Below are 21,228 nucleotides of genomic sequence, written 5' to 3' on the forward strand. Positions count from 1 at the left end.
CGGCGGTTTCGCAGACGGCTCTCACACTCCAACGTTTGTAGTTGGCGAAATCGGCGACGACAGCCAATTTCCCCACCTGTGGGGGAGATGTCCGGCAGGACAGAGGGGGGGCGCGAAGGAACGCCAGCTTAGCCCGATACCGCAAGCTAAACCGCCAGCGGCAGGCGCAGCTCCGTCAACAGGCCGCCATCGGGATGGTTGGACAGGCTGACGTCGCCGCCGGCGCCGCGGGCGATATTGCGGGCTATGGTCAGGCCGAGGCCGAGGCCGCCGGTCTGGCGGTTGCGCGACTGTTCCAGGCGCACGAACGAGCCGAACACGGCGTCGAGCTCGGCCTGCGGTATGCCCGGCCCCTCGTCGCGGATCGCCAGCGTGATGGTCCTGTCCGATTGGCGCAGGCTGAGATGCGCCTTCTTGCCGTACGTCACCGCATTCTGGACGAGGTTGGTGACGCAGCGCCGCAGCGCGACCGGCCGCGCTATGCAGATCAGGCCGCGCGAGCGCGCATCGTCATTGTCGAACGAGACCTCTTTGTAGCCGTCGGCGACCGATTCGACGAGCGACCAGAAATCGATCCTCTCGCTCTTCTCCTCGGTCACCTCGAAAGTGGCGAAGTCGATGACCGAGCTGGCAATGCCTTCGATGTCGGCGAGGTCGTGCGCCAGTGCGGCGCGAATGGTCGAATTCCTGAGCAGTTCGAGGCGCAGCCGCATCCTGGTCAGTGGCGTGCGCAGGTCGTGCGCGAGCGCCGCAGCGAGGTGCTCGCGGTCCTCGACATAGGCGCGCAGCCTTGCCTGCATGGCATTGACCGCCTTCGCCGCGGTACGCACCTCGCGGCTGCCGCTCTCGGCGATCGGCGGGCTCTTCAGGTCCTCGCCGATCCGCTTCACCGCGGTCTCCATCATCCGGTAGGGCGCCGTCAGCCGGCGCAGCGACCAGATCGAGGAAGCCACCACCAGCCCGGCGATCAAGGCATAGAGTGGCAGGCTATCGAAGCTCAGTATCGGCCCAGCCGGCGTGTTCGGTTCGGTGAAGTTCAGCCATTGGCCGTCGGCAAAGCGAAGCGAAGCGGTCAGCTTGTCGCTCTGGGCGAAATCGGCGGCCAGCACCAGCAGGTCGCGCTCGACCTGGCCAATATCGGGACCGGCGACCGTCCCACCGGGAGCGTCGGCTTCGTGCGTTGCCGGGTCACGGCGGACCCGCGCGTCGGTGATGCCGAACTTCGATAGCCGGCCGACCAATATGTCCTCCAATTCGGCCAGCTCGTCGTCGCCGGCTATCGACGAAGTAACAGCGGGCGTGCCGGAGACGGTGAGCGCGTAAGTGGCGTTGAACAAGCCGGAGGCCGTCGCCTTGCGCTGTTCCGGCGTGGCATCATGCATCAGCTGTACCAGCGAGAAGGCGCGGTCGTTGAGCCGGTAGAGATCGACGACGTCATTGGCGGCGGCACGGTCGCGCGAAACGATGTAGAGGGTCGCGATCTGGCTGATCAGCAGGCCGGCGATGACGATGAGCAGCACCCAGGCCGGCAGCGTTTGCGGTAGCATGCGTCTCATTCGGAGGTCGTCTCAGGCAGGAACTGATAGCCGCCGCTGCGCACCGTCAGGATCAGCTTCGGCGTTTTCGGGTCGTCCTCCATCTTGCGCCGCAGCCGGCTGACCAGAATGTCGACGCTGCGGTCGAAGCTGTAGCCGCTGTCGCCGCCGGACAGCTCGATGAGCTGCTCGCGGCTCAGTACGCGCTGCGCGCTCTTGACGAAGGTCTGCAGCAGATTGAATTCGGCCATCGTCAGCTCGATCCTGACGTCGCCGGGCGCCATCAACCGGCGGCGCGAACAGTCCATCGTCCAGCCGGCGAAATGGTAGATCTGCCGCGAAGCGGCACGTCGTGGTTCGGCGGTGCCATTACGCCTCAAGACGGCACGAATGCGTGCGAGCAGCTCGCGCGGATCGAAGGGTTTCGGCACGTAGTCGTCGGCGCCCATCTCCAGGCCGACGACGCGGTCGGTGGTCTCGGTGACCGCGGTCAGCATGATGATCGGTGTCGAATAATTGGCGCGCAACTCGCGGCAGAGCTCCAGGCCGCTCTTGCCGGGCAGCATGACGTCCAGAACGATCAGGTCGACCTGGGCGCGGCGCAGCACGGTCTCCATCTCGGTGCCGTCGGCGGCGACCGATGTATGCAGCCCTCGCTTCTGGAAAAATTCCTGAAGCAGGTCGCGAATGCCCTTGTCGTCGTCGACGATCAGTATGTGGGGGTCGGATTTCACAGGAAACCTGTCATTTGTGGATCGCCCAAGCGGTGCTTCGGCCGTCAGCCAGACGATAGAATTCAGGCCATAAGTTGGCCAGTGGAGATCGGCGGCTTGATCCGGCCGCCCAGAAACAATCCAGAAACAAAATTCTACAATCCGGAAAAACTGCCGAAAAAAATCAAAGGCATAAGTGGTGCCGTGGCGGTCGGGTCATCGGCTGCGACACGCGTTACGGGATTACGGACAGACCAATGCAAAGGTTCTCGATCAGTCTGATGGGTGCGTTGCTTTCCATTTCGCTCGTCACGGCTGCGGTCGAACATGCCGATGCAAAGCTGGCCGATGCAAAGGCGGCCAATTCAAAGGCGGCCGATGCAAAGGTGGCGACCACCCGCAGCGAGCGTTGCATCGATCTGAACCGCCAGTTTGACGAAGCCCTCGAAACCCATGCCGCGGCAACGCAGGTCACCGCGGCGAAAGCACTTCAAAGAAAGGGAAACCGGTTCTGCGCCAACAAGAAACAGGCACAGGGAATCCGGATGCTCGCGAACGCTTTGAAGCTGCTTGGAGTGACACCGATCGATCCCCTTCAGTGACACTCAATCCGATCTGCACAAAAAGGAAGTGAAGCCATGAAAAAGTCCCTCCTCTCCGCCCTCGGTCTCGCCATCGCGCTGGCCCTCTCGATGCCGGTTCTCGGCGCCAGCAGCGCCAATGCCGCGACCACCACCCCGGCTGCGACGACAACGACGACCGCTGCGCCGGCCAAGGCCGTGAAGAAGGTCGCTGCCAAGAAGACCGTCAAGAAGCACAAGAAGCACGCGGTCAAGGCAGCTCCGAAGGCCTGATCAAGCGACATCTTCTGCCGTATGAGAAGACCGCTCCAGTTGCGATTTGCCTGGAGCGGTCATCTTTGTTGGCGTGCAGACACTACGGCCGATCGCGCGCGGTTGAATGGACGACCGCTTTTGCCCATGTCAAAATGACCGCAAAGCTGTCGTACGCAATTGCCGGTCCAATGCCTGAAATCACGACAAAACCCCGTACCAGCACGAAGCCGAAGGTCGAACGGCCGAAGCTCTACAAGGTCATCCTGGTCAATGACGACTTCACGCCGCGCGAATTCGTCGTGACGGTGCTGAAGGCCGAGTTCAAGCTCAGTGAAGACCAGGCACATAGGGTTATGATTACCGCGCACCGGCGCGGCGTCTGCGTCGTTGCGGTCTTCACCAGGGATGTCGCCGAGACCAAGGCGGCGCGGGCAACCGATGCCGGCAAGGCCAAGGGCTACCCGCTGATGTTCACGACGGAGCCGGAGGAATAGAGCTCCTCCCTCGCCCGTTTACGAGAGAGGGAATCGAAGCCCCGGCTTGCCGGGCGGAGCAGGTGAGGGGCAGCGCAATGTCTGAAGAAAGTTTCACGGCGCCGGCGCCGCCCCTCATCCGCCTGCCGGCACCTTCTCCCCGTATAAGACGGGGAGAAGGGAACTACCGTCCTTCGCGGTACCACATCGAGCCCATCGCCAGAAGCAGCAGGCCGAGGCCGAGGAAGCCGCCGAACAGCGGCACGCGCGAGACGGCCTTGAGCACGCTGTCGTCGGTGGTGCGCAGGCCGATCCAGTCGTTGCCGGAGGCAGCGCCCGAGGCACGAACCGGGACGATGGAGGGCAGCGTGACAGTGCTGGTGAGATTGCCAATCGCCGAGGCCGGCGCCAGCCGGCGAACGCTGCCGCCGGTTGCCTCAGCCGGCGGTTTCAGCCGGTTCTCGGTGGAGACGACGTCGGTGAATTCCGGCGCGTTGACAGGCCCGACATGGGCCAATGCCGTCAGGTCGCCATTGCCGACCTGATAGAGACCGATTTCGCTGGTCTCGACGCTGCCGAGGAAGACGCCTGGCTCGGATTTCTCGAGCCTGACGATCAGTGCCTTGCCGGACGGCGTGATGACCTGCGCCGGGCCGGGGTCGTCGCTCATCGTCTGGCGGCGAATTTCAAGCACCATGCCGCGGCCGTCGGCGGTCAGCCGCTCCTCCTCGAGTTCGGGCTCCTTCATCAGCCAGTGGGCGATGCGTCGGTAGAGCTGGACATGCGGGCCGCCGCCCTCGAAGCCGCGCGCCCATAGCCAGCCCTGATCGGACAAAAGCATGCCGACGCGGCCTTCGCCCTTGCGGTCGAGCAGCAGCAGCGGCCGGTTGTCGGCGCCCTTCATCACCACCTCGCCCTCGGGATTCTCGACGCCAATGGTGCGGAACCAGCGGCTCCAGTGCGGCGGCTCGGTCGCGGAGCCATCGAGCCCGCGCGTTACCGGATGACGCTGGCCGGTATCGGTGAGGCGCGGATAGAAGGCCTTGTCGATGACCTCGCCGCTCGGCATTGCCGGCAGCGCTGACATCAGCGGCGTGCGTGCAATCGAGCTTTCGCCGGCATATTCGGGGCCTGCCGCGATCAGCAGTGCGCCGCCTTTTTCGACATATTCGGAAATGTAGTCGTAATAGAGGATCGGCAGCACGTCGCGATGCTGATAGCGGTCGAAGATGATCAGGTCGAAATCCTTGATCTTCTCGACGAACAGCTCGCGTGTCGGGAAGGCGATCAGCGACAACTCGTTGATCGGCGTGCCGTCCTGCTTTTCCGGTGGGCGCAGGATGGTGAAGTGCACGAGGTCGACCGAAGCGTCGGATTTCAGCAAATTGCGCCAGGTGCGCTCGCCGGCATGCGGTTCGCCGGAAACGAGCAGCACGCGCAGATTTTCGCGGATGCCGTCGATCAGCGCGATGGCGCGGTTGTTGGTATCGGTGAGCTCGCCCGGTTCGTGGTCGATGGCGAGTTCGACGATGTTGCGCCCGGCGCTGGGAATGGTCACCTGCAGCGGCATCGCCTGGCCGATGTTGGCGTGCTCGACCGATACCTGCTCGCCGTTGACCGATACGCGGACATCGACCGGGCCGGTTTCGTTGTTGGTGGCGATGACGCGATAGGTCATGTCGAGCGGCTTGCCGACCAGCCCGAAGCGCGGCGCATTCTCGAAGCGGATGCGGCGGTCCTTCTCGTGGTCGTTGCCGGTAATCAGCGCATGCAGCGGGGCATTGAAGTCGGGTGCGCCGGGCGGCGCGTCATGCACCTCGCCGTCGGTGATCATGATGGCGCCGCCAATGCGCGATGGCGGCACGTCTCGGAAAGCGTTTTCGAGCGAGGAAAACAACCGCGTCTCGGTGCGCTCGTCGGCGGCTTCGGACTTGCCGGCTTCGACGACACGGACGTCGAACTGCTTGAAGCGGCCGAGACGCTGCTGAAGCCCGGCCAAGGCCGCGTCGGTCTGCTTGGTGCGGTCGCCTATATCCTGGCTCTGGCTGCGATCGACGACGACGGCGACGATACTTTTCAGCGGCTCGCGCTCTTCGTCGAGGAATACCGGATTGAGCAACGCCGCAGCCAGCGCAATCAGGGCTGCCAGGCGGAAGATCGCGCCGCGCTGGCGAAACCAAAGGCCGACCAGCGCCAGCAGCAGCAGCGGCAACAGAACCACGGCGAGCAGCGGCCAAGTGATGAGCGGTTCGAAGGCGAGCGACCAATTCATGGTCTATTGCCCCAGCCGTTCGAGCAGCACCGGGACGTGCACCTGGTCGGATTTGTAGTTGCCGGTCAGCATGTACATCATGATGTTGACGCCGGCGCGCAGCGCATAGATGCGCTGCATCGGATCCGACGGCACGGTCGGCAATAGCGGGTCGCCATTCTCGTCGACCGCCCAGGCGCCGGCGAAATCATTGGCGGTGATCATGATCGGGGAAACGCCGTCGCCGGTGCGCACCGGGCGGTTCTCGGTGTTGCTGGCTTCGAGCGATGCCTCGACCCAAAGCGGGCTGCCGGCAAAGCGGCCGGGAAACTCTGGAAGGATGTAGAAGGATTTGGTCAGCACGTGGTCCGAAGGCACCGGTTCCAGCGGTGGCACGTTGAGGTTGCCGAGGATGTCGCGCAGCCGCTCCGTTGCGGGGCTGGTCGAATCCGCACCAATGCCGTTGGCGAACTGGTCGCGGGTGTCGAACAAGACCGTTCCGCCCTGCTGCATATAGGCGTCGATACGTGCGATGGCGGCCTCGCTCGGCATCGGGGCGGCGGGATCGATCGGCCAGTAGATCAGCGGGTAGAAGGACAGTTCGTCCTTCGAGATGTCGACGCCGGCCGGTGCTCCGGGTTCGAGCGCGGTTTTTTCGATGAGAAAGCGGGTCAGGCCTTCGAGCCCGGCGCGGCTGATCGAGTCGACACCCGGCTCGCCGGTCAGCACATAGGCGATCCGGGTCTTTGAAATGTCCCCGATCGCCTCCGTATCTCCCGGTTTGGCGTCGTCGGCACGCGCGACGTCCGCGTGGCCAATCAAGGCGCCGAGCGCAATCAGCAGGATGGCTGCCGTCGCCGCAGCGCCGGGACGGCGCGGCCGGCGCGACAACAGGCCGCCCATCCAGAATACGGCAAGCGTGTCGAGCACCATCAGCACCAAGGCCGCCGTGACCAGCGGACCTTTGAGGTTGCGCTGCTCGTCGAAGGCATACTGGACGGTGGTGACCGGCACGGTGATCTCAGGCCGGGCCAGGGGCGTGAATGCGCTGTCGCCACCGAGCAGATTGTGAGCGAATACCCCCGTCTCGGAGCCGTAGAGGCCGGGCGGGTTTTCCAGCGTCACCGGCAGCGGGCCGGCGCCGGGCACCAGCGGCCTGGCGTCCGGCGTCGGCGGCACCAGCGTGCCGTCGGCGGCGATCATGCGATAGGGTGCCAGCGACGTGGCGGCGGCCTCGGCATTGGCGACAGCCGCGCCCTGGTTGCGCGACAGTTGCACGATGCGCCGCAGCATCTCGACGAAGCTGCCGGAGATCGGCAGGTTGGACCACGTCGCCTCGGGGGTGACGTGGAACAGCACGAGGGTGCCCTTGTCCTTCTTCATCCCGGTCACCAGCGGCGTACCGTCGGCAAGGGTGGCCCAGGTGCGCTCGACGATGTCGGGCGTCGGTTCGGCCAGCACCTGCCTGGTGACGGTGACCTCGGTGGGCGGCGCGAGGTCGGCGAAGGGGCCGGTTTTCGGGAATTCGGTGACCGGCTGCGGCGCCGTCCATGACAGCGCGCCGCCAAGCGAGCGCTCGCCTGTGCGGAGCCGGACCGGCAGCAGGTCGTCGTCATTGCCGGCAGCGGCGAGCCGCGAACCGGCAAAACGCACCAGCGTGCCGCCCTTGTCGACCCAGTCGACCAGCCTTTCCCGGGCCTGTTCCGGAATGGTGCCGACATCAGCCATGACGATCATCGCCGGTTTCTGATCGAGCAGTTGCGGGATGGCATCGGCGAGATCGACGCTGGACGGCTCGACGAGATCGGCGAAGGGCTGCAGGGCGCGGCGGATGTAGTAGAGCGGCGACAGCAGCGGTTGGGCCTGGTCGGCCTCGGCCTGCGACAGCAGCCCGACGCGGCGGCGTTTCGAGCTCTCATCGAGCACGCGGACGGCACCGGCCTGGCGTTCGCCATCGAGCGCGATGTAGGCGAAGTCGTTGCGGAGTTCGAACGGCACCGCCATCGTGGCGGTGGCGGTGGTTACGCCCGGGGCAAAGGTCAGCGTCGCGTCGGCGATGCGGCGGCCCTTGTCGTCGAAGGCGCCGGCCGTCACCTGTGCAGGTGCCGGATCGCCCGGTGCGCGGATGGCGGTCAGGGCGAAGCCGTCGACCTGGTTATCGGCGCCGGTCAGGCCGGTCAGCGACAGCCGGTCGGAGACGGCCCAGACGACGCGTGCCGCGTTCTTCGACAACAGCGTGTTGAAGGCGGCTTCGTCGCCTTGCGCCGCCAGGCCATCGGCGAGCACGGCAACGCTGGTGCCCGGCAGCGACTCCAGGGCTGATGCGACGCGGGCATAGACGGCGGGGCGGTCGGTCGGGATCGGGCGCGGCTTTGCCGCGCGCAGCCGGTTGAGCGCGGCAGCGGCATCGAAGGGACCGATCTCGGCATTCGGCTTCTCGGCGGTGAAAGCGATGAGCACCGGCACACCGTTCGAATTGGCATCGGCGATCAGCCGCTCGGCGGTGGCGACGCGCTTACCCCAGTCGGCGGCACTTGCCCAGTCATTGTCGATCACCAGCGCCAGGGCAGCGCCCTCGGCCGGCAGCTTTTCGCGCGGGTTGAAGACGGGCTCGGCAAGTGCTGCCACGATAAGCGCGGCCATCAGCAGCCTGAGCAACGTCAGCCACCACGGGCTCTGCTGCGGCGTTTCTTCGCGCCTCAGCACGCGGGCGAGAATCCTGAGCGGCGGAAACACCTCGGTTTGCGGCCTGGGCGGGGTCAGCCGCAGAAGCCACCAGATCACCGGCAGCGCCAGCAGGCCCCACAGCACCATCGGCGCCCCGAAGGAGAGCGGCAGCCAACTCATGCGCGAGCCCTCCCGGCAAAGGCGCCCTCGGCGGTCATCGCCATGTGGATGCGCACCAGCGCCTCGGAGGCAAGGCGGTCGGTATGATTGACGGTAAAGCTCCAGCCAAGCCGTTTGCACCACGCGGCCAGTTCCTGGCGGCGGGCGGCATAAAGCAGGCGATATTCTTCGCCCAGCATTTCGGCGCGGCCGGCGGTCAGCTTGTCGCCGGTCTCAGGATCGGTGAATTCGGTGCGCCCCGCATAGGGGAAGCTTTCCTCGGCCGGATCGGCGACCTCGATCAGATGGGCGCGCACGCCGTGGCGGGCGAGCACGTCCAGCCAGGCTATGGTGTCCTCAACCGGGTCGAGGAAATCGCTGACGATGACGATGTCGCAGAAGCGGCGGATGCCGGACAGGTCGGGCTTTGCCGGCAGGTCGGCGGCGTGCATCAGTTGCGCCGCGATGCGCTCGGCGCCATTGCGGGCGGTGAACGGGTCGGTCAGGCCCGGCCAGGCAATGCGCTCGCCGCTGCGCGACAAAAGCTCGGCCATGGCCAGCGCCAGCACCAGAGCGCGCGACTCCTTGGAAACGCTGGCTCCGGTCGATTTGTAGAGCATGGAAGGCGAGGGATCGGCCCACAGCCACACCGTATGGGCGGCCTCCCATTCGCGGTCGCGGACATAGGTGTGGTCGTCGCGCGCCGAGCGGCGCCAGTCGATGCGCGAGGAATCGCCTTCGACATAGGGCCGGAACTGCCAGAAATTCTCGCCGATGCCGCGCTTGCGACGGCCATGCCAGCCGGCAATCACCGTGTTGACGATGCGGCGCGCCTCGACCAGCAGGTCCGGCACCAGGGAAGCCCGCAACCGGCCTCTGGCGAGCGCATCGCGCGTCGCTGTCGGTGCCTGCGCTTCACCGATGCGCGCCATCAAATCCCTTTCGCGAGCTTCGCCACGACGTCGCGTACCGTGGTGCCCTCGGCGCGGGCGGCGAAGGTCAGCGCCATGCGGTGCTGCAGCACCGGCTCGGCCAGTGCGCGGACATCGTCGACCGACGGCGCCAGCCGGCCGTCATAGAGGGCGCGGGCGCGGGCGCACAGCGTCAGCGCCTGACTGGCGCGCGGGCCCGGGCCCCAGGCGACGTGCTTGTCGGTATCGGCGTTGCCCTGGCCGGGACGCGCCGAGCGCACCAGCTTGAGGATCGCCTCGACGACGCTTTCAGGCACCGGCACGCGGCGGATGAGCGTCTGGATGTCCTTCAGCCGCGCCGGCTGCAGCACGTTTTCAGCCTTGGCATCCTCGATGCCGGTGGTTTCCAGCAGGATGCGGCGCTCCGCCTCGATCTCGGGGTAGAGGATGTCGACCTGCATCAGGAAGCGGTCGAGCTGCGCCTCGGGCAGCGGATAGGTGCCCTCCTGCTCCAGCGGGTTCTGCGTCGCGAGAACATGGAACGGAGCCGGCAGGTCATGGCGTACGCCGGCAATGGTGACGTGGTATTCCTGCATCGACTGCAGCAGCGCCGACTGGGTGCGCGGCGAGGCGCGGTTGATCTCGTCGGCCATCAGCAGTTGCGCGAAGATCGGCCCGGAAATGAAGCGGAACGAACGCTTGCCGAATTCATCCTGCTCCATCACCTCTGAGCCGAGAATGTCTGACGGCATCAGGTCGGGCGTGAACTGGATGCGGCGCGAATCGAGGCCGAGCACGATGCCCAGCGTTTCGACCAGCTTGGTCTTGGCAAGGCCGGGCACGCCGACCAGCAGTGCATGGCCGCCTGCCAGCAATGCGACGAGCGTGCGCTCGACGACGCTTTCCTGGCCGAAGATGACCCGGCCGACGCCGTCGCGGACCCTCGAAATGTCAGCCAGCGCCTTCTCGGCCTGCGCCACCATGTCCTTTTCGCTGATCGGGCTTTCCTTGATCATAACGCTCATGCAGCATCGATCCTTCTGGTTGGAAATACCGCTTGGCACCTTGGGTGCCGCAGCATGCCGCGATTCGGCCTCGCATGGCGCCTGCAAAGAACTTAAATCACAGACGTAGGCTGACAAGCGGAACAACAGTGACTATTTCGTGACCATGACAGAAGCCGCCGTGCATCGTGAAGAGAGCCTGACGGCCGCGACCGAGGCGCGCGGGCTAGAGGCGCTGGTCTCGCGCGCGACGCGCGCCGGCAAGGGGCCGGCGCCGGTGGAACGCTGGAATCCGGCATTTTGCGGCGATCTCGACATGGAGATTAGGCAGGACGGCACCTGGTTCTATCTGGGAACGCCGATCGGCCGGATGCCGCTGGTGCAGCTTTTCTCCTCGGTGCTGCGCAAGGATGACGATGGCAGGACCTATCTGGTGACGCCGGTGGAAAAGGTCGGCATCCGCGTCGCCGACGCGCCCTTCATCGCCGTCGAGATGGATGTGTCGGGCGCCGGCGACGGGCAAATCATCACCTTTCGCACCAATGTCGGCGATGTGGTCGAGGCTGGGGCGGAGCATCCGCTGCGCTTTGTCGACGAGGACGAGACAGGTGGCCTGAAGCCCTATGTGCTGGTGCGCGGGCGGCTGGAGGCGCTGGTGGCACGGCCGGTGATGTACGAGCTGGTCGAGCACGGCCAAGAGATCGACATCGGCGGCAAGACGATGTTTGCCGTCCGTTCCAAAGGCGAGGTCTATCCGATCATGCCGGCTGAGAAACTGAAACGGCTGAGCGCATGATGGACCGCCTATGATGGATCAGGTGACGCCGGTGCCATTTTCCGCCGCCGAGTTTCGCCAGCGCGTCGTGGCGCAGCCGCAGGCGCATGCCGGTGACGATTTTGGCGACCACCGCTTCAATCCGGGTCATCCCAGGCTGAAGCTGGCCAAGGCGCTGCGCGATGCCGCCGTGCTGATCCCGGTGGTCGACCATGGCCACGAGGCCACGGTCCTTTTGACCCGGCGGGCGGAAAAGCTGCGCAACCATTCAGGGCAGGTGGCTTTCCCCGGCGGAACCATCGATCCAACCGATGTGAGCCCGGAAGCGGCGGCATTGCGCGAGACGTTCGAGGAGATCGGTCTCGATGGGGATTATATCGAGATCCTCGGCCGCATGCCGGACTACGTCTCCGGCAGCGGCTATCGCATCGCCCCGGTGCTCGGGATTGTGCGGCCCGGTTTCAGCCTGACGCTGAATTCCGACGAAGTCGATGCCGTCTTCGAGGTGCCGCTGGGCTTTCTGATGGACCCCGCCAACCACACCAGGGACAGCCGCATGTGGAACGACCTCGAATGGTTCTTTTACGAGATGCCCTATGGCGGCCAGCGCATCTGGGGCGTTACTGCGGGCATCATCCGAACGCTTTATGAAAGGCTCTATTCGTGAGCGATCCGGTGTCGATCGCGGGCAAGGCCGGCTGGCTCGGCGAAAGCCACTTGCAGCGCTTGCTCGCCGCGCTGACTGACGGTGGCGAGGAGGCGCGTGTCGCCGGCGGTGCCGTGCGCAATGCGCTTATCGGACAGCCGGTTGCCGACATCGACATCGCCACCACCACAGTGCCCGAGGAAACCATCCGGCGCGCCGAGGCGGCAGGCTTCAAGACGGTGCCGACCGGCATCGAGCATGGCACCGTCACCGCGGTCGCCCACGGCAAGGCCTATGAAATCACCACGCTTCGTGCCGATATCGAAACCGACGGCCGCCGCGCCAAAGTGTCGTTCGGCCGCGACTGGAAAGCCGACGCGGAGCGGCGCGATTTCACCATCAATGCACTCTACGCCGAAGCTGACGGAACTGTCGTCGATCTGGTCGGCGGTATCGCCGATATCGAAGCGCGGCGGCTGCGCTTCATCGGCGATCCGGAAGCGCGCATCCGCGAGGATTATCTGCGCATCCTGCGTTTCTTCCGCTTTTTCGCCTGGTATGGGGACGGCAGGCCGGATGCCGAAGGGTTGAAGGCTTGCGCCCGGCTGAAGCAGGGGCTCGACCAGCTCTCGGTCGAGCGCGTCTGGTGGGAGTTGAAGAAATTGCTGTCAGCGCCAGATCCGTCGCGGGCGCTGCTGTGGATGCGCCAGGCCGGCGTTCTGACCGGCGTTTTGCCGGAAAGCGAGAAATGGGGCATTGATGCCATCCACGGGCTGACCAAGACCGAGAAGGATCTGGCCTGGGCGCCGGACCCGCTGCTCAGGCTGGAAGCCATCGTGCCGCCGGATGCCGCGCGCATGAAAACGCTTGCCGAGAGATTGAGGCTTTCCGTGAGCGAGGCAAGCCGCCTGCGGTACTGGGCGATGACAGCTGCCATCGATCCGAAAACAACCGAAGGAGAGTTGGCGAAAAAGCTCTATTCTGGCGACCGCCAAGGCTTTGTCGATCGGTTGCGGCTGTCGCTCGCTTCCGCTCGAGCCCGCGCGGTCGAAGACAATGACGCACTGCTCGAAGCCGGCGGCTTCTCGCGCCTGCTTGCCTTCGCCGCAAAATGGCAAAGCCCTGTTTTTCCGGTCAAGGGCGCCGATCTGGCGACACTTGGCGCCTCACCGGGGCCGAAGCTTGGTGCAACGTTGAAGAATCTTGAAAAGGAATGGGTCGAGTCCGGTTTTGCGCTTGATCGCGGCGCGCTGCTCAAGCGCGCCGCAGAGGCACTCCAATCCTAACCGTCACGCTGCGTCGCGGACCTTTTCGATGCGCGAGCGGATCGCCTCGATCATCGTCTCGCGGATCACCGTCTCGCCATGCGTCTCGCGCAGATGCTCGACGGCACGACGCATGACCTCTGCCTCCTCCTCGGCGCGTGTGTGCCACTCACAGCCGGGTACGAGCGACCCGCAATGGAATTCCTTCATCGGCTTCTCCTCATTTCCTCCTTGGAGCGCCGCGCAGCGCACTGATACGGCAGCTCCAGACCTTTGATCTCGCGCATGATCTCGAAACCGGGTTCCGGCATTCGGGTTATACGCTGGCCAGCTAAGCATAACACGATCGAACGGTTTTGGTTGCCTTACAGCGCCGCGCGTCCAAGCCGACAAGCGGCGTTCTAGTGTACGGATTTGCGAAAAGGCGGAGCATCGCTGCTCCGCCCTCTACGCTACCTCCGAGGCAAGACGTTGTCTTGCTCCAGCGGGCAGGCCATCACTTCACGACCTTGACTGCCTCGGCAATTTTGTCCTTACCGCTCATATCCCACGTGACGCGGACCTTTTCGCCGACCTTCAGGCCAGGATCCTTGAAGGTCTGGGGCAACGTAAAGGTGGCTCCGTTGTCCAGAACTAGGCTCATCGCCGTTCCATCAAAGCTTTTGATCGTGCCGGTGGTGTGCTTGACCGCGGCGAATGCGGCGGTACCAGAGGCGAGAACGGCAGCAGCGGCTGCGGTCATAATAAGCTTGCGCATGGCATGCTCTCCTGGAAAATGCGGGCACCCGCTTGGGAAAGGTGCCCCATTCAATCATGGGCCGTCCGGTCACGTCGGGTCGCGGCGCTCGGGAGTAAAGAACCGCCGGCGTTTCCCGGCCCGACGCGACAAATAGCCCAATCTTTTCAATAGAATATTAGACGAAAAAGATATTTTCTGGTGCGCGTTGCGCCACATTCGCCGTCAAATTCTCGGGATTTGGACCCGATTGCGGCTCACGTTGCGCTCACCGAGATTTTACGGCCATTTCACCTCAGGCGGCAGGCTGGACAGGATCGACGCGACATTGCCGCCGGTCTTCAGCCCGAAGATGGTGCCGCGATCGTGAAGCAAGTTGAATTCGACATAGCGGCCGCGACGGATGAGCTGCTCGTCACGGTCGCCATCGGTCCAGTTATCATTGAAGTTGGCGCGCACCAGATGTCCGTAGACGACGAGAAAAGATCGCCCAACGTCCTGGACGAAGTTGAAATCGGCGTCCCAGCCGCCTTTGTCCTCGCCCGAATGCAGCCAGTCGAAGAAGATACCGCCGGTGCCGCGTGGCTCGTCGCGGTGCGGCAGGTAGAAGTACTCGTCGCACCAGGCCTTGAATTTCGCGTAGTCGGCGATCGCCGCGTTCTTCTCGCAGGCAAATTGCATCGCCCTGTGGAAGGCGATCGTGTCGGGGTCGTCCTGGCTGCGGCGGCGGTCGAGCACCGGTGTCAGGTCGGCGCCGCCGCCGAACCACTGGCGCGAGGTGACGACCATGCGCGTGTTCATATGCACGGCCGGCACGTTGGGGTTCCACGGATGGGCGATCAGCGAAATGCCGCTCGCCCAGAAGGACGGGTCCTCTTCGGCGCCCGGCATCTGCTTCCTGAATTCGGGCGAGAACTCGCCATGGACGGTCGAGGTGTGGACGCCGACCTTCTCGAAGACGCGGCCGTGCATCATCGACATGATGCCGCCGCCGCCCTTGCCGGCATCGCGTTGCCACGGCGTCTTTTCGAAGCGACCGGGCGACCAGCTGGCCTGCGGCCCCTGCAGGTCCTGCTCGATCTGCTCGAAGCTGGCGCAGATGCGCTCGCGCAACGTCTCGAACCACAGCCGTGCCTTCGTCTTCTTCTGTTCGATGTCGGCTGGCAGCCCCGCCGGTATCTCGGGTCGTTGCAAATCCTGTCTCCGGTTGCGGGGCGTACCCCGACAAATGACTCGTCTTTTCCGGCCGCGATCCCTAATCTCTTAGGTGCAAGGGTCAAGTGTGAATGGAGTTCTTTCGTGCGCACCCCGGCAAGACCGCCGCTGGATGGCCTGAAGAAGAGGCTCGACCGTTCACGCGCCGAGAACGCGCGCATGCCGCGCGACGGATTTCTGCGCGAGACCTTCGTGCTGCCGCGCTCCGACGCTCGTCTCAAGGCGAAGGAATGGTTCGAGCGCTTTCCCAAGCAGGCCTATTGGACCGAGATCGAGAGCTGGTTTGAGCGGCCGGGCGACGTCATCGAATTCACCATCAGGCGGCTGCCGGCGGCGGATTAACGCTCGATCAACAGCCGTCTCGCTCCCGGCCCCCGGGTGCTCAGCCGGTCGCCCTTGTTCCGCAGCGGGCATTTGTCAATCGACATGCAGCCGCAGCCGATGCAGTCGGTCAGCCCGTCGCGCAGCTTCTTGAGCTGGGCAATCTTCTGGTCGAGCTCGTCGCGCCAGGCCGTCGACAGCAGATTCCAGTCCTCGCGCGTCGGCGTTCGGCCTTCAGGCAGTGATCGAAGTGCTGTGCCGATCTCGGCCAACGAAATGCCGACCTCCTGCGCCACCTTTATGATCGCCACACGCCTCAGCACGTCGCGGCCGTAGCGCCGCTGATTACCGGCGGTACGGTGGCTGCGGATCAGCCCGCGCGCTTCGTAGAAATGCAGCGCCGACACCGCGACGCCGCTGCGCATCGCCACCTGGCCGACTGTCAATTCCGTTGCCGCAGCCATCTCCGATTTTCCGCTTGACCTCAAGTTAAGTTGAGCTTGTAACGAAGAAATTCTGGATAGGCAAACCGCAGGAGAAGGCGATGTGCGCCTGGGTTAGAATGACAAGAGAGGGCGCAGTCGTCGACCAGAAAGCGGCCGTACTCGCCGCGCGCGCCGACGGTCTGCAAATCCTATCCAAGCTGCCGCATCGCCTCGCCAGCCACCATGGCGACGGAAAGCGCGACGTTGATGCTGCGCGCGGTGCCCTGCATCGGGATGGTCAGTCGCGCATCCGCCGCCTCGTGGACATGATCCGGAACGCCTGCGGATTCGCGGCCGAACAGAAGAACGTCGGCGCCGGTGAAGACGAAATCCGTATAGGCGCTCGCGGCTTTGGTCGACAGCAGCACCAGCCGCCGCGCTTCGCCTTTACGCCAGTCCTCGAAGGCGTGCCAGTCGACATGCCGGGTCAGCGCCGCCATTTCGAGATAGTCCATGCCGGCCCGTTTCAGCGCCCGGTCGGAGAGCGGGAAGCCGGTCGGTTCGATGATGTCGACCCCAAGGCCGAGGCAAGCGGCGAAGCGCAGGATAGTCCCGGTATTGCCGGCGATATCCGGCTGGTAGAGCGCAATGCGGAGACGGTCGTTCATTTCCGCGTCTTTCTAATAAGTGGCAGATCAGCCACAGAGCTCTCGCGGTTTTGGAAATTCCTGGACTGGCGGGTGGTCATTTTCTGCGAAGTCGGTTATACGGCCAGCATTGTCAACCCGAACCGATGAAGGGGTAATTCATGATGGCCATGCACATCCACCACCCCTCTCGTGGGCTTACCAGCCCGACGGCGGTTTCGGTACGACGATTCTCCTGAACTTCTAGACTTCAATCGCACCGATTCCCGCCGAAACCTTTTTCGGCCTTCGAAGGAATCCGGCGATGTTTTTCAAGCTGTCGAAGGGGGCTGAACGCCCCACCTGAACGTGCTTCGACCGATATCACCCTTGCCGCGCGGCGCGTGCCCACGGTCCGGGTTGGTTCACCCTTCTATCTGCATCTTCAACTGGAGGACGGACCGATGTTCGATCCCTGTAGAATACCCGGCTCAAGAAGCCTGCACGAGCGCAAAACCGCGACTTGGGCGCTTTTAATCGGCGAGACCTACTCGTCGGCGGTTCACGCCGAGACCCGCCAGCGTCCGCATCGCGGCATGCTGCCGGACGTCGATTTCTCGCATGCCGTTCCGGACTATAGCCGGCCGTCGCTGGTGCGCCGGATCATCAGGCTGATCCGGCCTGGTGCAAAAACCGGCGCGAAAATCCGGATCGTCAAAACGTCGTCAGCATCGTCAAACGAAACTGTCGGCGAAAGGCCCGCGACAACCTATATAGCGCGAAGCAGGACCGGCGAGGCGGACGATTCCGTATCGCCGGTCCTTGACGCCATGCGGTCTGGGCACGTCGTCCGTTCCCGTGCCGCGTGAGCGGAAACAATATTGTGAGCATCACTATGTTTAGCTGGTTTGAAAAAAGGCTCGATCCGTTTCCGGCTGCGGAACCGGTCGAGCCGCCGAGGACGCTGATCGCCTTCTGCGTGCATTATACGCGCGGCGCGTGGCCCTACATCGCTCTCGATGCGGTGCTGGTGACGGCCATCGCGCTGGCTGAGGTGTGGATGTTCGGCTTCATGGGCCGGATCGTCGACTGGCTGTCGGCGCAGAATCGCGAGACGTTCCTGCAGACCGAAGGCTTGAAGCTGGCCGGCATGGCCTTCATCGTGGTTTTCGCGCTGCCGGCGACGGTCTGGTTCCATTCGCTCCTCAACCAGCAGACGCTGATGGGCAACTATCCGATGCGTATCCGCTGGCAGGTGCATCGCTATCTGCTCAAGCAGTCGATGAGCTTCTATCAGGACGAGTTCGCCGGACGCATCGCGACCAAGCTGATGCAGACTGCGCTCGCGGTGCGCGAATGCGTCATCAAGCTCATCGACGTGCTCAATTATATCGTCGTCTATTTTCTCGGCATGCTGTTCATCGTCGGCTCGGCAGACTGGCGGCTGGCGGCGCCGCTTGCCGTCTGGCTTGCCGGCTATGTCCTGCTCTTGCGCTATTTTATCCCGCGGCTGGGCAAGGTCGGTGAGGAGCAGGCCAATGCGCGCTCGACCATGACCGGCCGTGTCGTCGACAGCTACTCCAACATCCAGACGGTCAAGCTGTTCTCGCATGCGCGGCGCGAAGCGTCCTTCGCCCGGGAAGGCATGGCCGGCTTTCTCGATACCGTCTATCGGTCGATGCGGCTGGTGACGCAGCTCTACGGCCTGCTCTACATCCTGAATTCGCTGCTGTTGTTTTCGGTCACGGCGATCTCGCTGTGGCTGTGGCTCGGCCAGGCCGTGACGATCGGCGCCGTCGCCCTAGTCATCGGCCTCGTGCTTCGGCTGTGGGGCATGTCGCAATGGATCATGTGGGAGATGTCCACGCTGTTCGAGAATATCGGCACGGTGCAAGACGGCATCAGCTCGATCTCGCTGCCCCGCCTCGTCGAAGACAGGCCTGGGGCCAAGGATATTGCCGTGACCAAGGGCGAGATCCGTTTTGAGGACATCCGCTTCCACTACGGCAAGCAGAAGGGCGTGATCGAAAGCCTGTCGCTGACGGTGAAGCCGGGCGAGAAGGTCGGCATCGTCGGCCGTTCGGGTGCCGGCAAGTCGACGCTGGTCAATCTTCTGTTGCGCTTCTACGACCTTGAAAGCGGCAAGATCCTGATCGACGGCCAGGACATCGCGGCGGTGACGCAGGACTCGCTGCGCGCCCAGATCGGCATGGTCACGCAGGACACCTCGCTGCTGCATCGTTCGGTGCGCGAGAACATCCTCTATGGCCGGCCGGACGCCAGTGACGAGATGCTGGTCGAGGCGGCACGCCGCGCCGAAGCGCTTGATTTCATATCAGGGCTTTCGGACGCCGGTGGCCGCAAGAATTTCGACGCGCATGTCGGCGATCGTGGCGTCAAATTGTCCGGCGGCCAGCGGCAACGCATTGCCATTGCCCGCGTTATGCTGAAGGACGCGCCGATCCTCATTCTCGACGAGGCGACGTCCGCGCTCGATTCCGAGGCCGAGGCGGCCATCCAGGAGAACCTCTACAAACTGATGCAAGGCAAGACCGTCATCGCCATCGCGCACCGGCTGTCGACGATCGCCGCCATGGACCGGCTCGTCGTCATGGACAAGGGCCGCGTCATCGAAGAAGGTTCGCATGAGGAACTCGTTGCCAGCGGCGGGCTCTACGCCCAGCTCTGGCAGCGCCAGTCGGGCGGCTTCCTGCTCGACGACGGCCCCTCTGCCAACGATGCAGCCGCCAACGATGCACTCGCCAAGGGTGAAGCCGCCGAATGATGACTGCCATCTACCGCTGGTTCGAGAACTGGGTCTATCCGTTCCGGGAGCCCGCGGACCTTCGGCCACCTGCCGGCGTCAGGGGTTTCCTCTGGCACTATGTCGGGCAGGCGAAGATCGCTTTCTTCGCCATGCTGGTGATCGGCGGCATCGCGCCGTTGGTCGAGGCCGGACTGTTCTACTTCGTCGGGCGGCTGGTCGACATCCTCGACCAGCTTCCTGGCGAACGCAGCTGGCATGCCTTGTGGACTGCCGCCGGCCCCGAACTTGTCTTCATGATCGCCGTGGTGCTGGTCATCCGCACCATCGTCGTCGGCCTGTCGGCGCTGGTCGACGAGCAGACGATCACGCCGGGTTTCTATAATCTGGTGCGCTGGCAGGCGCATCGCCATGTGTCGCGCCAGTCCTACGCCTTCTTCCAGAACGATTTTGCCGGACGTATCGCGACCAAGGTCTGGCAGGCGGGGCAGGCGACCGGCGATCTGATGGAAAGCTTCATCGAGGTCGTCTGGTTCATGGTCGTCTATACGGTGACGACGCTGGCGCTGGTCGCCGGGCTCGATCTCAGGCTGGCGGTGCTGGTGGTGATCTGGATCTCAGCCTTCGGCCTGCTGGCCAGACGCTATTTGCCGGCGATCCGCAAGCATGCCGAGGCCACCGCCGAAGCCGGCTCGATGATCACCGGCCGCATCGTCGATTCCTATTCGAACGTGCAGACGCTGAAGCTGTTCTCGGCCGATGGCGACGACCGCTATATCAGGAACGGCTTCGACATCTATCTCGACGCGCTGCGCCCGTTCACCCGCCGGCTGACCGGCGTGCGCATGGCGCTGACCATGCTGTCGGGGATCATGATCACGGCGATCGCCTGCTTTGCCGTCTATCTCTGGGTCGAAGGCTCGATCACCGTCGGCGCCGTCGCCTTCACGCTGTCCTTGGTGCTGCGGCTGAACATGCTGCTCGGCCGGCTGATGATGCAGCTCAACAGTATTTTGCGGAACCTCGGCGTGCTGGAAAACTCGAAGGCGCTGATCTCGAAGCCGCTCGGCCTGACCGATGCGCCCGACGCGAAAGAGCTTCTCGTTGGCGGTGGGCGCATCGACGTCAGAAACGTCGAGTTCCATTACGGCAAGGGGTCCGGCGTGCTCAACGGCATCGACCTCGTGGTGCGGCCGGGTGAAAAGGTCGGACTGGTCGGGCCGTCCGGCGCAGGCAAGACGACGCTGGTCAACCTGATCCTGCGCCTCTACGACCTCGAGAGCGGCAAGATCACCATTGACGGGCAGGACGTCTCCAGGGTCACGCAGAATTCGCTGCGCGCCAATATCGGCGTCGTCAGCCAGGATACGGCACTTTTCCACCGTTCCTTGCGCGACAACATCAAGCTCGGCATGTCGGAAGCAACCGACGCCGAGGTGATCGCGGCAGCGGAGAAGGCCGAGGCGCAGGAGTTCATCCTCGGCCTGCGCGACAGTCGCGATCGTACTGGCTATGAAGCCTTTGTCGGCGAGCGCGGCGTCAAGCTCTCGGGCGGCCAGCGCCAGCGCGTGGCGATCGCCCGCGTCTTCCTCAAGGACGCACCGATCCTGGTGCTCGATGAGGCGACCTCGGCGCTCGATTCCGACATCGAGGCGGCAATCCAGGAGAATCTGGCAAGGCTGATGGAAGGCAAGACAGTCATCGCCATCGCGCACCGGCTGTCGACCATCGCGGCACTCGACCGGCTGGTGGTGCTCGACGAGGGCCGCATCGTCGAACAAGGCACGCATGACGAACTGGTTGCGCTCGACGGGCTGTATGCACGGCTGTGGAAACGGCAGTCCGGCGGCTTCCTGTTCAACGAAGAGAGCGCGTTGGCCGAGACCCGGCCGGCGGAGTAGTTTTC

At 64.2% G+C, this 21,228-nt stretch carries 21 protein-coding genes; 10 read left to right on the forward strand and 11 right to left on the reverse strand.

Features of this window, described 5'->3' with window-relative positions; translation table 11 throughout:
* Positions 1-146: 146 nt before the first annotated feature.
* Together NKH01_RS19595 and NKH01_RS19600 are read right to left on the reverse strand one after the other, a co-directional pair.
* Positions 147-1,556, reverse strand: a complete 1,410-nt coding sequence (locus NKH01_RS19595; RefSeq protein ID WP_353021824.1) for an ATP-binding protein — start codon at positions 1,554-1,556, stop codon at positions 147-149.
* Positions 1,553-2,269: a response regulator gene (locus NKH01_RS19600; protein ID WP_023719226.1), complete on the reverse strand. Its 717-nt coding sequence runs from the start codon at positions 2,267-2,269 to the stop codon at positions 1,553-1,555. Before NKH01_RS19600 ends, NKH01_RS19595 begins: the two co-directional genes overlap by 4 nt.
* A 236-nt stretch (positions 2,270-2,505) precedes the next feature.
* On the opposite strand from NKH01_RS19600, the gene NKH01_RS19605 reads away from it, so the two are divergent.
* From NKH01_RS19605 to clpS, 3 genes are all read left to right on the forward strand, one after another.
* On the forward strand, positions 2,506-2,850 hold the full coding sequence (locus NKH01_RS19605) for a hypothetical protein (protein WP_353021827.1): 345 nt from the start codon (positions 2,506-2,508) through the stop codon (positions 2,848-2,850).
* 36 nt (positions 2,851-2,886) lie between these two features.
* Positions 2,887-3,102 carry a hypothetical protein gene (locus tag NKH01_RS19610; protein WP_023719224.1) on the forward strand — a complete coding sequence of 72 codons (216 nt, stop codon included), beginning with the start codon at positions 2,887-2,889 and terminating at the stop codon, positions 3,100-3,102.
* A gap of 170 nt (positions 3,103-3,272) precedes the next feature.
* A complete protein-coding gene (gene clpS / locus NKH01_RS19615) occupies positions 3,273-3,578 on the forward strand; it encodes an ATP-dependent Clp protease adapter ClpS (RefSeq protein WP_023719223.1) in 306 nt (101 codons plus the stop codon).
* Between the two features lie 163 nt (positions 3,579-3,741).
* Here clpS and NKH01_RS19620 read toward each other — a convergent pair whose 3' ends face one another.
* Genes NKH01_RS19620 through NKH01_RS19635 form a run of 4 tightly spaced genes read right to left on the reverse strand, consistent with a single transcriptional unit; the run spans position 3,742 to position 10,570 of the window.
* Positions 3,742-5,829: a hypothetical protein gene (locus tag NKH01_RS19620; protein WP_353021832.1), complete on the reverse strand. Its 2,088-nt coding sequence runs from the start codon at positions 5,827-5,829 to the stop codon at positions 3,742-3,744.
* A 3-nt stretch (positions 5,830-5,832) separates the two neighbouring features.
* Positions 5,833-8,655, reverse strand: a complete 2,823-nt coding sequence (locus NKH01_RS19625; RefSeq protein WP_352846566.1) for a DUF4159 domain-containing protein — start codon at positions 8,653-8,655, stop codon at positions 5,833-5,835.
* A complete protein-coding gene (locus tag NKH01_RS19630) occupies positions 8,652-9,566 on the reverse strand; it encodes a DUF58 domain-containing protein (RefSeq protein WP_352546818.1) in 915 nt (304 codons plus the stop codon). Before NKH01_RS19630 ends, NKH01_RS19625 begins: the two co-directional genes overlap by 4 nt.
* Entirely contained in the window at positions 9,566-10,570 is a 1,005-nt protein-coding gene (locus tag NKH01_RS19635; RefSeq protein ID WP_353021836.1) for an AAA family ATPase, read from the reverse strand. The genes NKH01_RS19630 and NKH01_RS19635 overlap by 1 nt, the downstream gene beginning before the upstream one ends.
* Positions 10,571-10,715: 145 nt before the next feature.
* Between NKH01_RS19635 and NKH01_RS19640 the strand changes: the two genes are divergently transcribed.
* Genes NKH01_RS19640 through NKH01_RS19650 form a run of 3 tightly spaced genes read left to right on the forward strand, consistent with a single transcriptional unit; the run spans position 10,716 to position 13,256 of the window.
* Positions 10,716-11,345, forward strand: a complete 630-nt coding sequence (locus tag NKH01_RS19640) for a DUF1285 domain-containing protein (RefSeq protein ID WP_353022024.1) — start codon at positions 10,716-10,718, stop codon at positions 11,343-11,345.
* A 13-nt stretch (positions 11,346-11,358) separates the two neighbouring features.
* Positions 11,359-11,991 (forward strand): CoA pyrophosphatase, encoded by a 633-nt coding sequence (locus NKH01_RS19645; protein ID WP_352496081.1) that lies wholly within the window; start codon positions 11,359-11,361, stop codon positions 11,989-11,991.
* Entirely contained in the window at positions 11,988-13,256 is a 1,269-nt protein-coding gene (locus NKH01_RS19650; RefSeq protein ID WP_353021839.1) for a CCA tRNA nucleotidyltransferase, read from the forward strand. The genes NKH01_RS19645 and NKH01_RS19650 overlap by 4 nt, the downstream gene beginning before the upstream one ends.
* 3 nt (positions 13,257-13,259) lie before the next feature.
* Here the strand turns inward: NKH01_RS19650 and NKH01_RS19655 are convergent, their stop codons facing one another.
* The 3 genes from NKH01_RS19655 to hemF all read right to left on the reverse strand — a co-directional run bounded on the left by NKH01_RS19655 (position 13,260) and on the right by hemF (position 15,165).
* The gene (locus NKH01_RS19655) at positions 13,260-13,445 is read right to left on the reverse strand and encodes a DUF1059 domain-containing protein (RefSeq protein ID WP_023679490.1); all 186 of its coding nucleotides are present in this window, start codon (positions 13,443-13,445) and stop codon (positions 13,260-13,262) included.
* 286 nt (positions 13,446-13,731) lie between these two features.
* On the reverse strand, positions 13,732-13,992 hold the full coding sequence (locus tag NKH01_RS19660) for a DUF1344 domain-containing protein (protein WP_352846573.1): 261 nt from the start codon (positions 13,990-13,992) through the stop codon (positions 13,732-13,734).
* A gap of 258 nt (positions 13,993-14,250) precedes the next feature.
* Complete coding sequence (gene hemF, locus NKH01_RS19665) at positions 14,251-15,165, reverse strand: oxygen-dependent coproporphyrinogen oxidase (protein ID WP_352787757.1); 915 nt, start codon at positions 15,163-15,165, stop codon at positions 14,251-14,253.
* A gap of 105 nt (positions 15,166-15,270) precedes the next feature.
* On the opposite strand from hemF, the gene NKH01_RS19670 reads away from it, so the two are divergent.
* Positions 15,271-15,528 carry a hypothetical protein gene (locus NKH01_RS19670; RefSeq protein WP_023679487.1) on the forward strand — a complete coding sequence of 86 codons (258 nt, stop codon included), beginning with the start codon at positions 15,271-15,273 and terminating at the stop codon, positions 15,526-15,528.
* Here NKH01_RS19670 and soxR read toward each other — a convergent pair.
* Positions 15,525-15,971, reverse strand: a complete 447-nt coding sequence (gene soxR / locus NKH01_RS19675; RefSeq protein WP_023719213.1) for a redox-sensitive transcriptional activator SoxR — start codon at positions 15,969-15,971, stop codon at positions 15,525-15,527. The genes NKH01_RS19670 and soxR overlap by 4 nt on opposite strands.
* Before the next feature lie 170 nt (positions 15,972-16,141).
* Positions 16,142-16,600, reverse strand: a complete 459-nt coding sequence (locus NKH01_RS19680) for a tRNA (cytidine(34)-2'-O)-methyltransferase (RefSeq protein ID WP_023719212.1) — start codon at positions 16,598-16,600, stop codon at positions 16,142-16,144.
* Positions 16,601-17,022: 422 nt separating this feature from the next.
* Between NKH01_RS19680 and NKH01_RS19685 the strand changes: the two genes are divergently transcribed.
* The 3 genes from NKH01_RS19685 to NKH01_RS19695 are packed head-to-tail and all read left to right on the forward strand — an operon-like array spanning position 17,023 to position 21,223.
* The gene (locus tag NKH01_RS19685) at positions 17,023-17,427 is read left to right on the forward strand and encodes a hypothetical protein (protein WP_353021844.1); all 405 of its coding nucleotides are present in this window, start codon (positions 17,023-17,025) and stop codon (positions 17,425-17,427) included.
* A gap of 26 nt (positions 17,428-17,453) precedes the next feature.
* Complete coding sequence (locus NKH01_RS19690) at positions 17,454-19,343, forward strand: ABC transporter ATP-binding protein (protein ID WP_352482081.1); 1,890 nt, start codon at positions 17,454-17,456, stop codon at positions 19,341-19,343.
* Complete coding sequence (locus NKH01_RS19695) at positions 19,340-21,223, forward strand: ABC transporter ATP-binding protein (RefSeq protein ID WP_352546823.1); 1,884 nt, start codon at positions 19,340-19,342, stop codon at positions 21,221-21,223. Before NKH01_RS19690 ends, NKH01_RS19695 begins: the two co-directional genes overlap by 4 nt.
* Positions 21,224-21,228 lie beyond the last annotated feature (5 nt).

Source organism: Mesorhizobium sp. M1403 (assembly GCF_040317695.1).
Classification (GTDB): Bacteria; Pseudomonadota; Alphaproteobacteria; order Rhizobiales; family Rhizobiaceae; genus Mesorhizobium.

Bases quoted from the DNA above. Each gene is read 5' to 3' on its own strand.
- NKH01_RS19595 (WP_353021824.1), bottom strand. From the start codon at position 1,556: ATGAGACGCATGCTACCGCAAACGCTGCCGGCCTGGGTGCTGCTCATC.
- NKH01_RS19605 (WP_353021827.1), top strand. From the start codon at position 2,506: ATGCAAAGGTTCTCGATCAGTCTGATGGGTGCGTTGCTTTCCATTTCG.
- NKH01_RS19610 (WP_023719224.1), top strand. From the start codon at position 2,887: ATGAAAAAGTCCCTCCTCTCCGCCCTCGGTCTCGCCATCGCGCTGGCC.
- clpS (WP_023719223.1), top strand. From the start codon at position 3,273: ATGCCTGAAATCACGACAAAACCCCGTACCAGCACGAAGCCGAAGGTC.
- NKH01_RS19620 (WP_353021832.1), bottom strand. From the start codon at position 5,829: ATGAATTGGTCGCTCGCCTTCGAACCGCTCATCACTTGGCCGCTGCTC.
- NKH01_RS19625 (WP_352846566.1), bottom strand. From the start codon at position 8,655: ATGAGTTGGCTGCCGCTCTCCTTCGGGGCGCCGATGGTGCTGTGGGGC.
- NKH01_RS19630 (WP_352546818.1), bottom strand. From the start codon at position 9,566: ATGGCGCGCATCGGTGAAGCGCAGGCACCGACAGCGACGCGCGATGCG.
- NKH01_RS19635 (WP_353021836.1), bottom strand. From the start codon at position 10,570: ATGAGCGTTATGATCAAGGAAAGCCCGATCAGCGAAAAGGACATGGTG.
- NKH01_RS19640 (WP_353022024.1), top strand. From the start codon at position 10,716: ATGACAGAAGCCGCCGTGCATCGTGAAGAGAGCCTGACGGCCGCGACC.
- NKH01_RS19645 (WP_352496081.1), top strand. From the start codon at position 11,359: ATGGATCAGGTGACGCCGGTGCCATTTTCCGCCGCCGAGTTTCGCCAG.
- NKH01_RS19655 (WP_023679490.1), bottom strand. From the start codon at position 13,445: ATGAAGGAATTCCATTGCGGGTCGCTCGTACCCGGCTGTGAGTGGCAC.
- NKH01_RS19660 (WP_352846573.1), bottom strand. From the start codon at position 13,992: ATGCGCAAGCTTATTATGACCGCAGCCGCTGCTGCCGTTCTCGCCTCT.
- soxR (WP_023719213.1), bottom strand. From the start codon at position 15,971: ATGGCTGCGGCAACGGAATTGACAGTCGGCCAGGTGGCGATGCGCAGC.
- NKH01_RS19680 (WP_023719212.1), bottom strand. From the start codon at position 16,600: ATGAACGACCGTCTCCGCATTGCGCTCTACCAGCCGGATATCGCCGGC.
- NKH01_RS19685 (WP_353021844.1), top strand. From the start codon at position 17,023: ATGTTCGATCCCTGTAGAATACCCGGCTCAAGAAGCCTGCACGAGCGC.
- NKH01_RS19690 (WP_352482081.1), top strand. From the start codon at position 17,454: ATGTTTAGCTGGTTTGAAAAAAGGCTCGATCCGTTTCCGGCTGCGGAA.
- NKH01_RS19695 (WP_352546823.1), top strand. From the start codon at position 19,340: ATGATGACTGCCATCTACCGCTGGTTCGAGAACTGGGTCTATCCGTTC.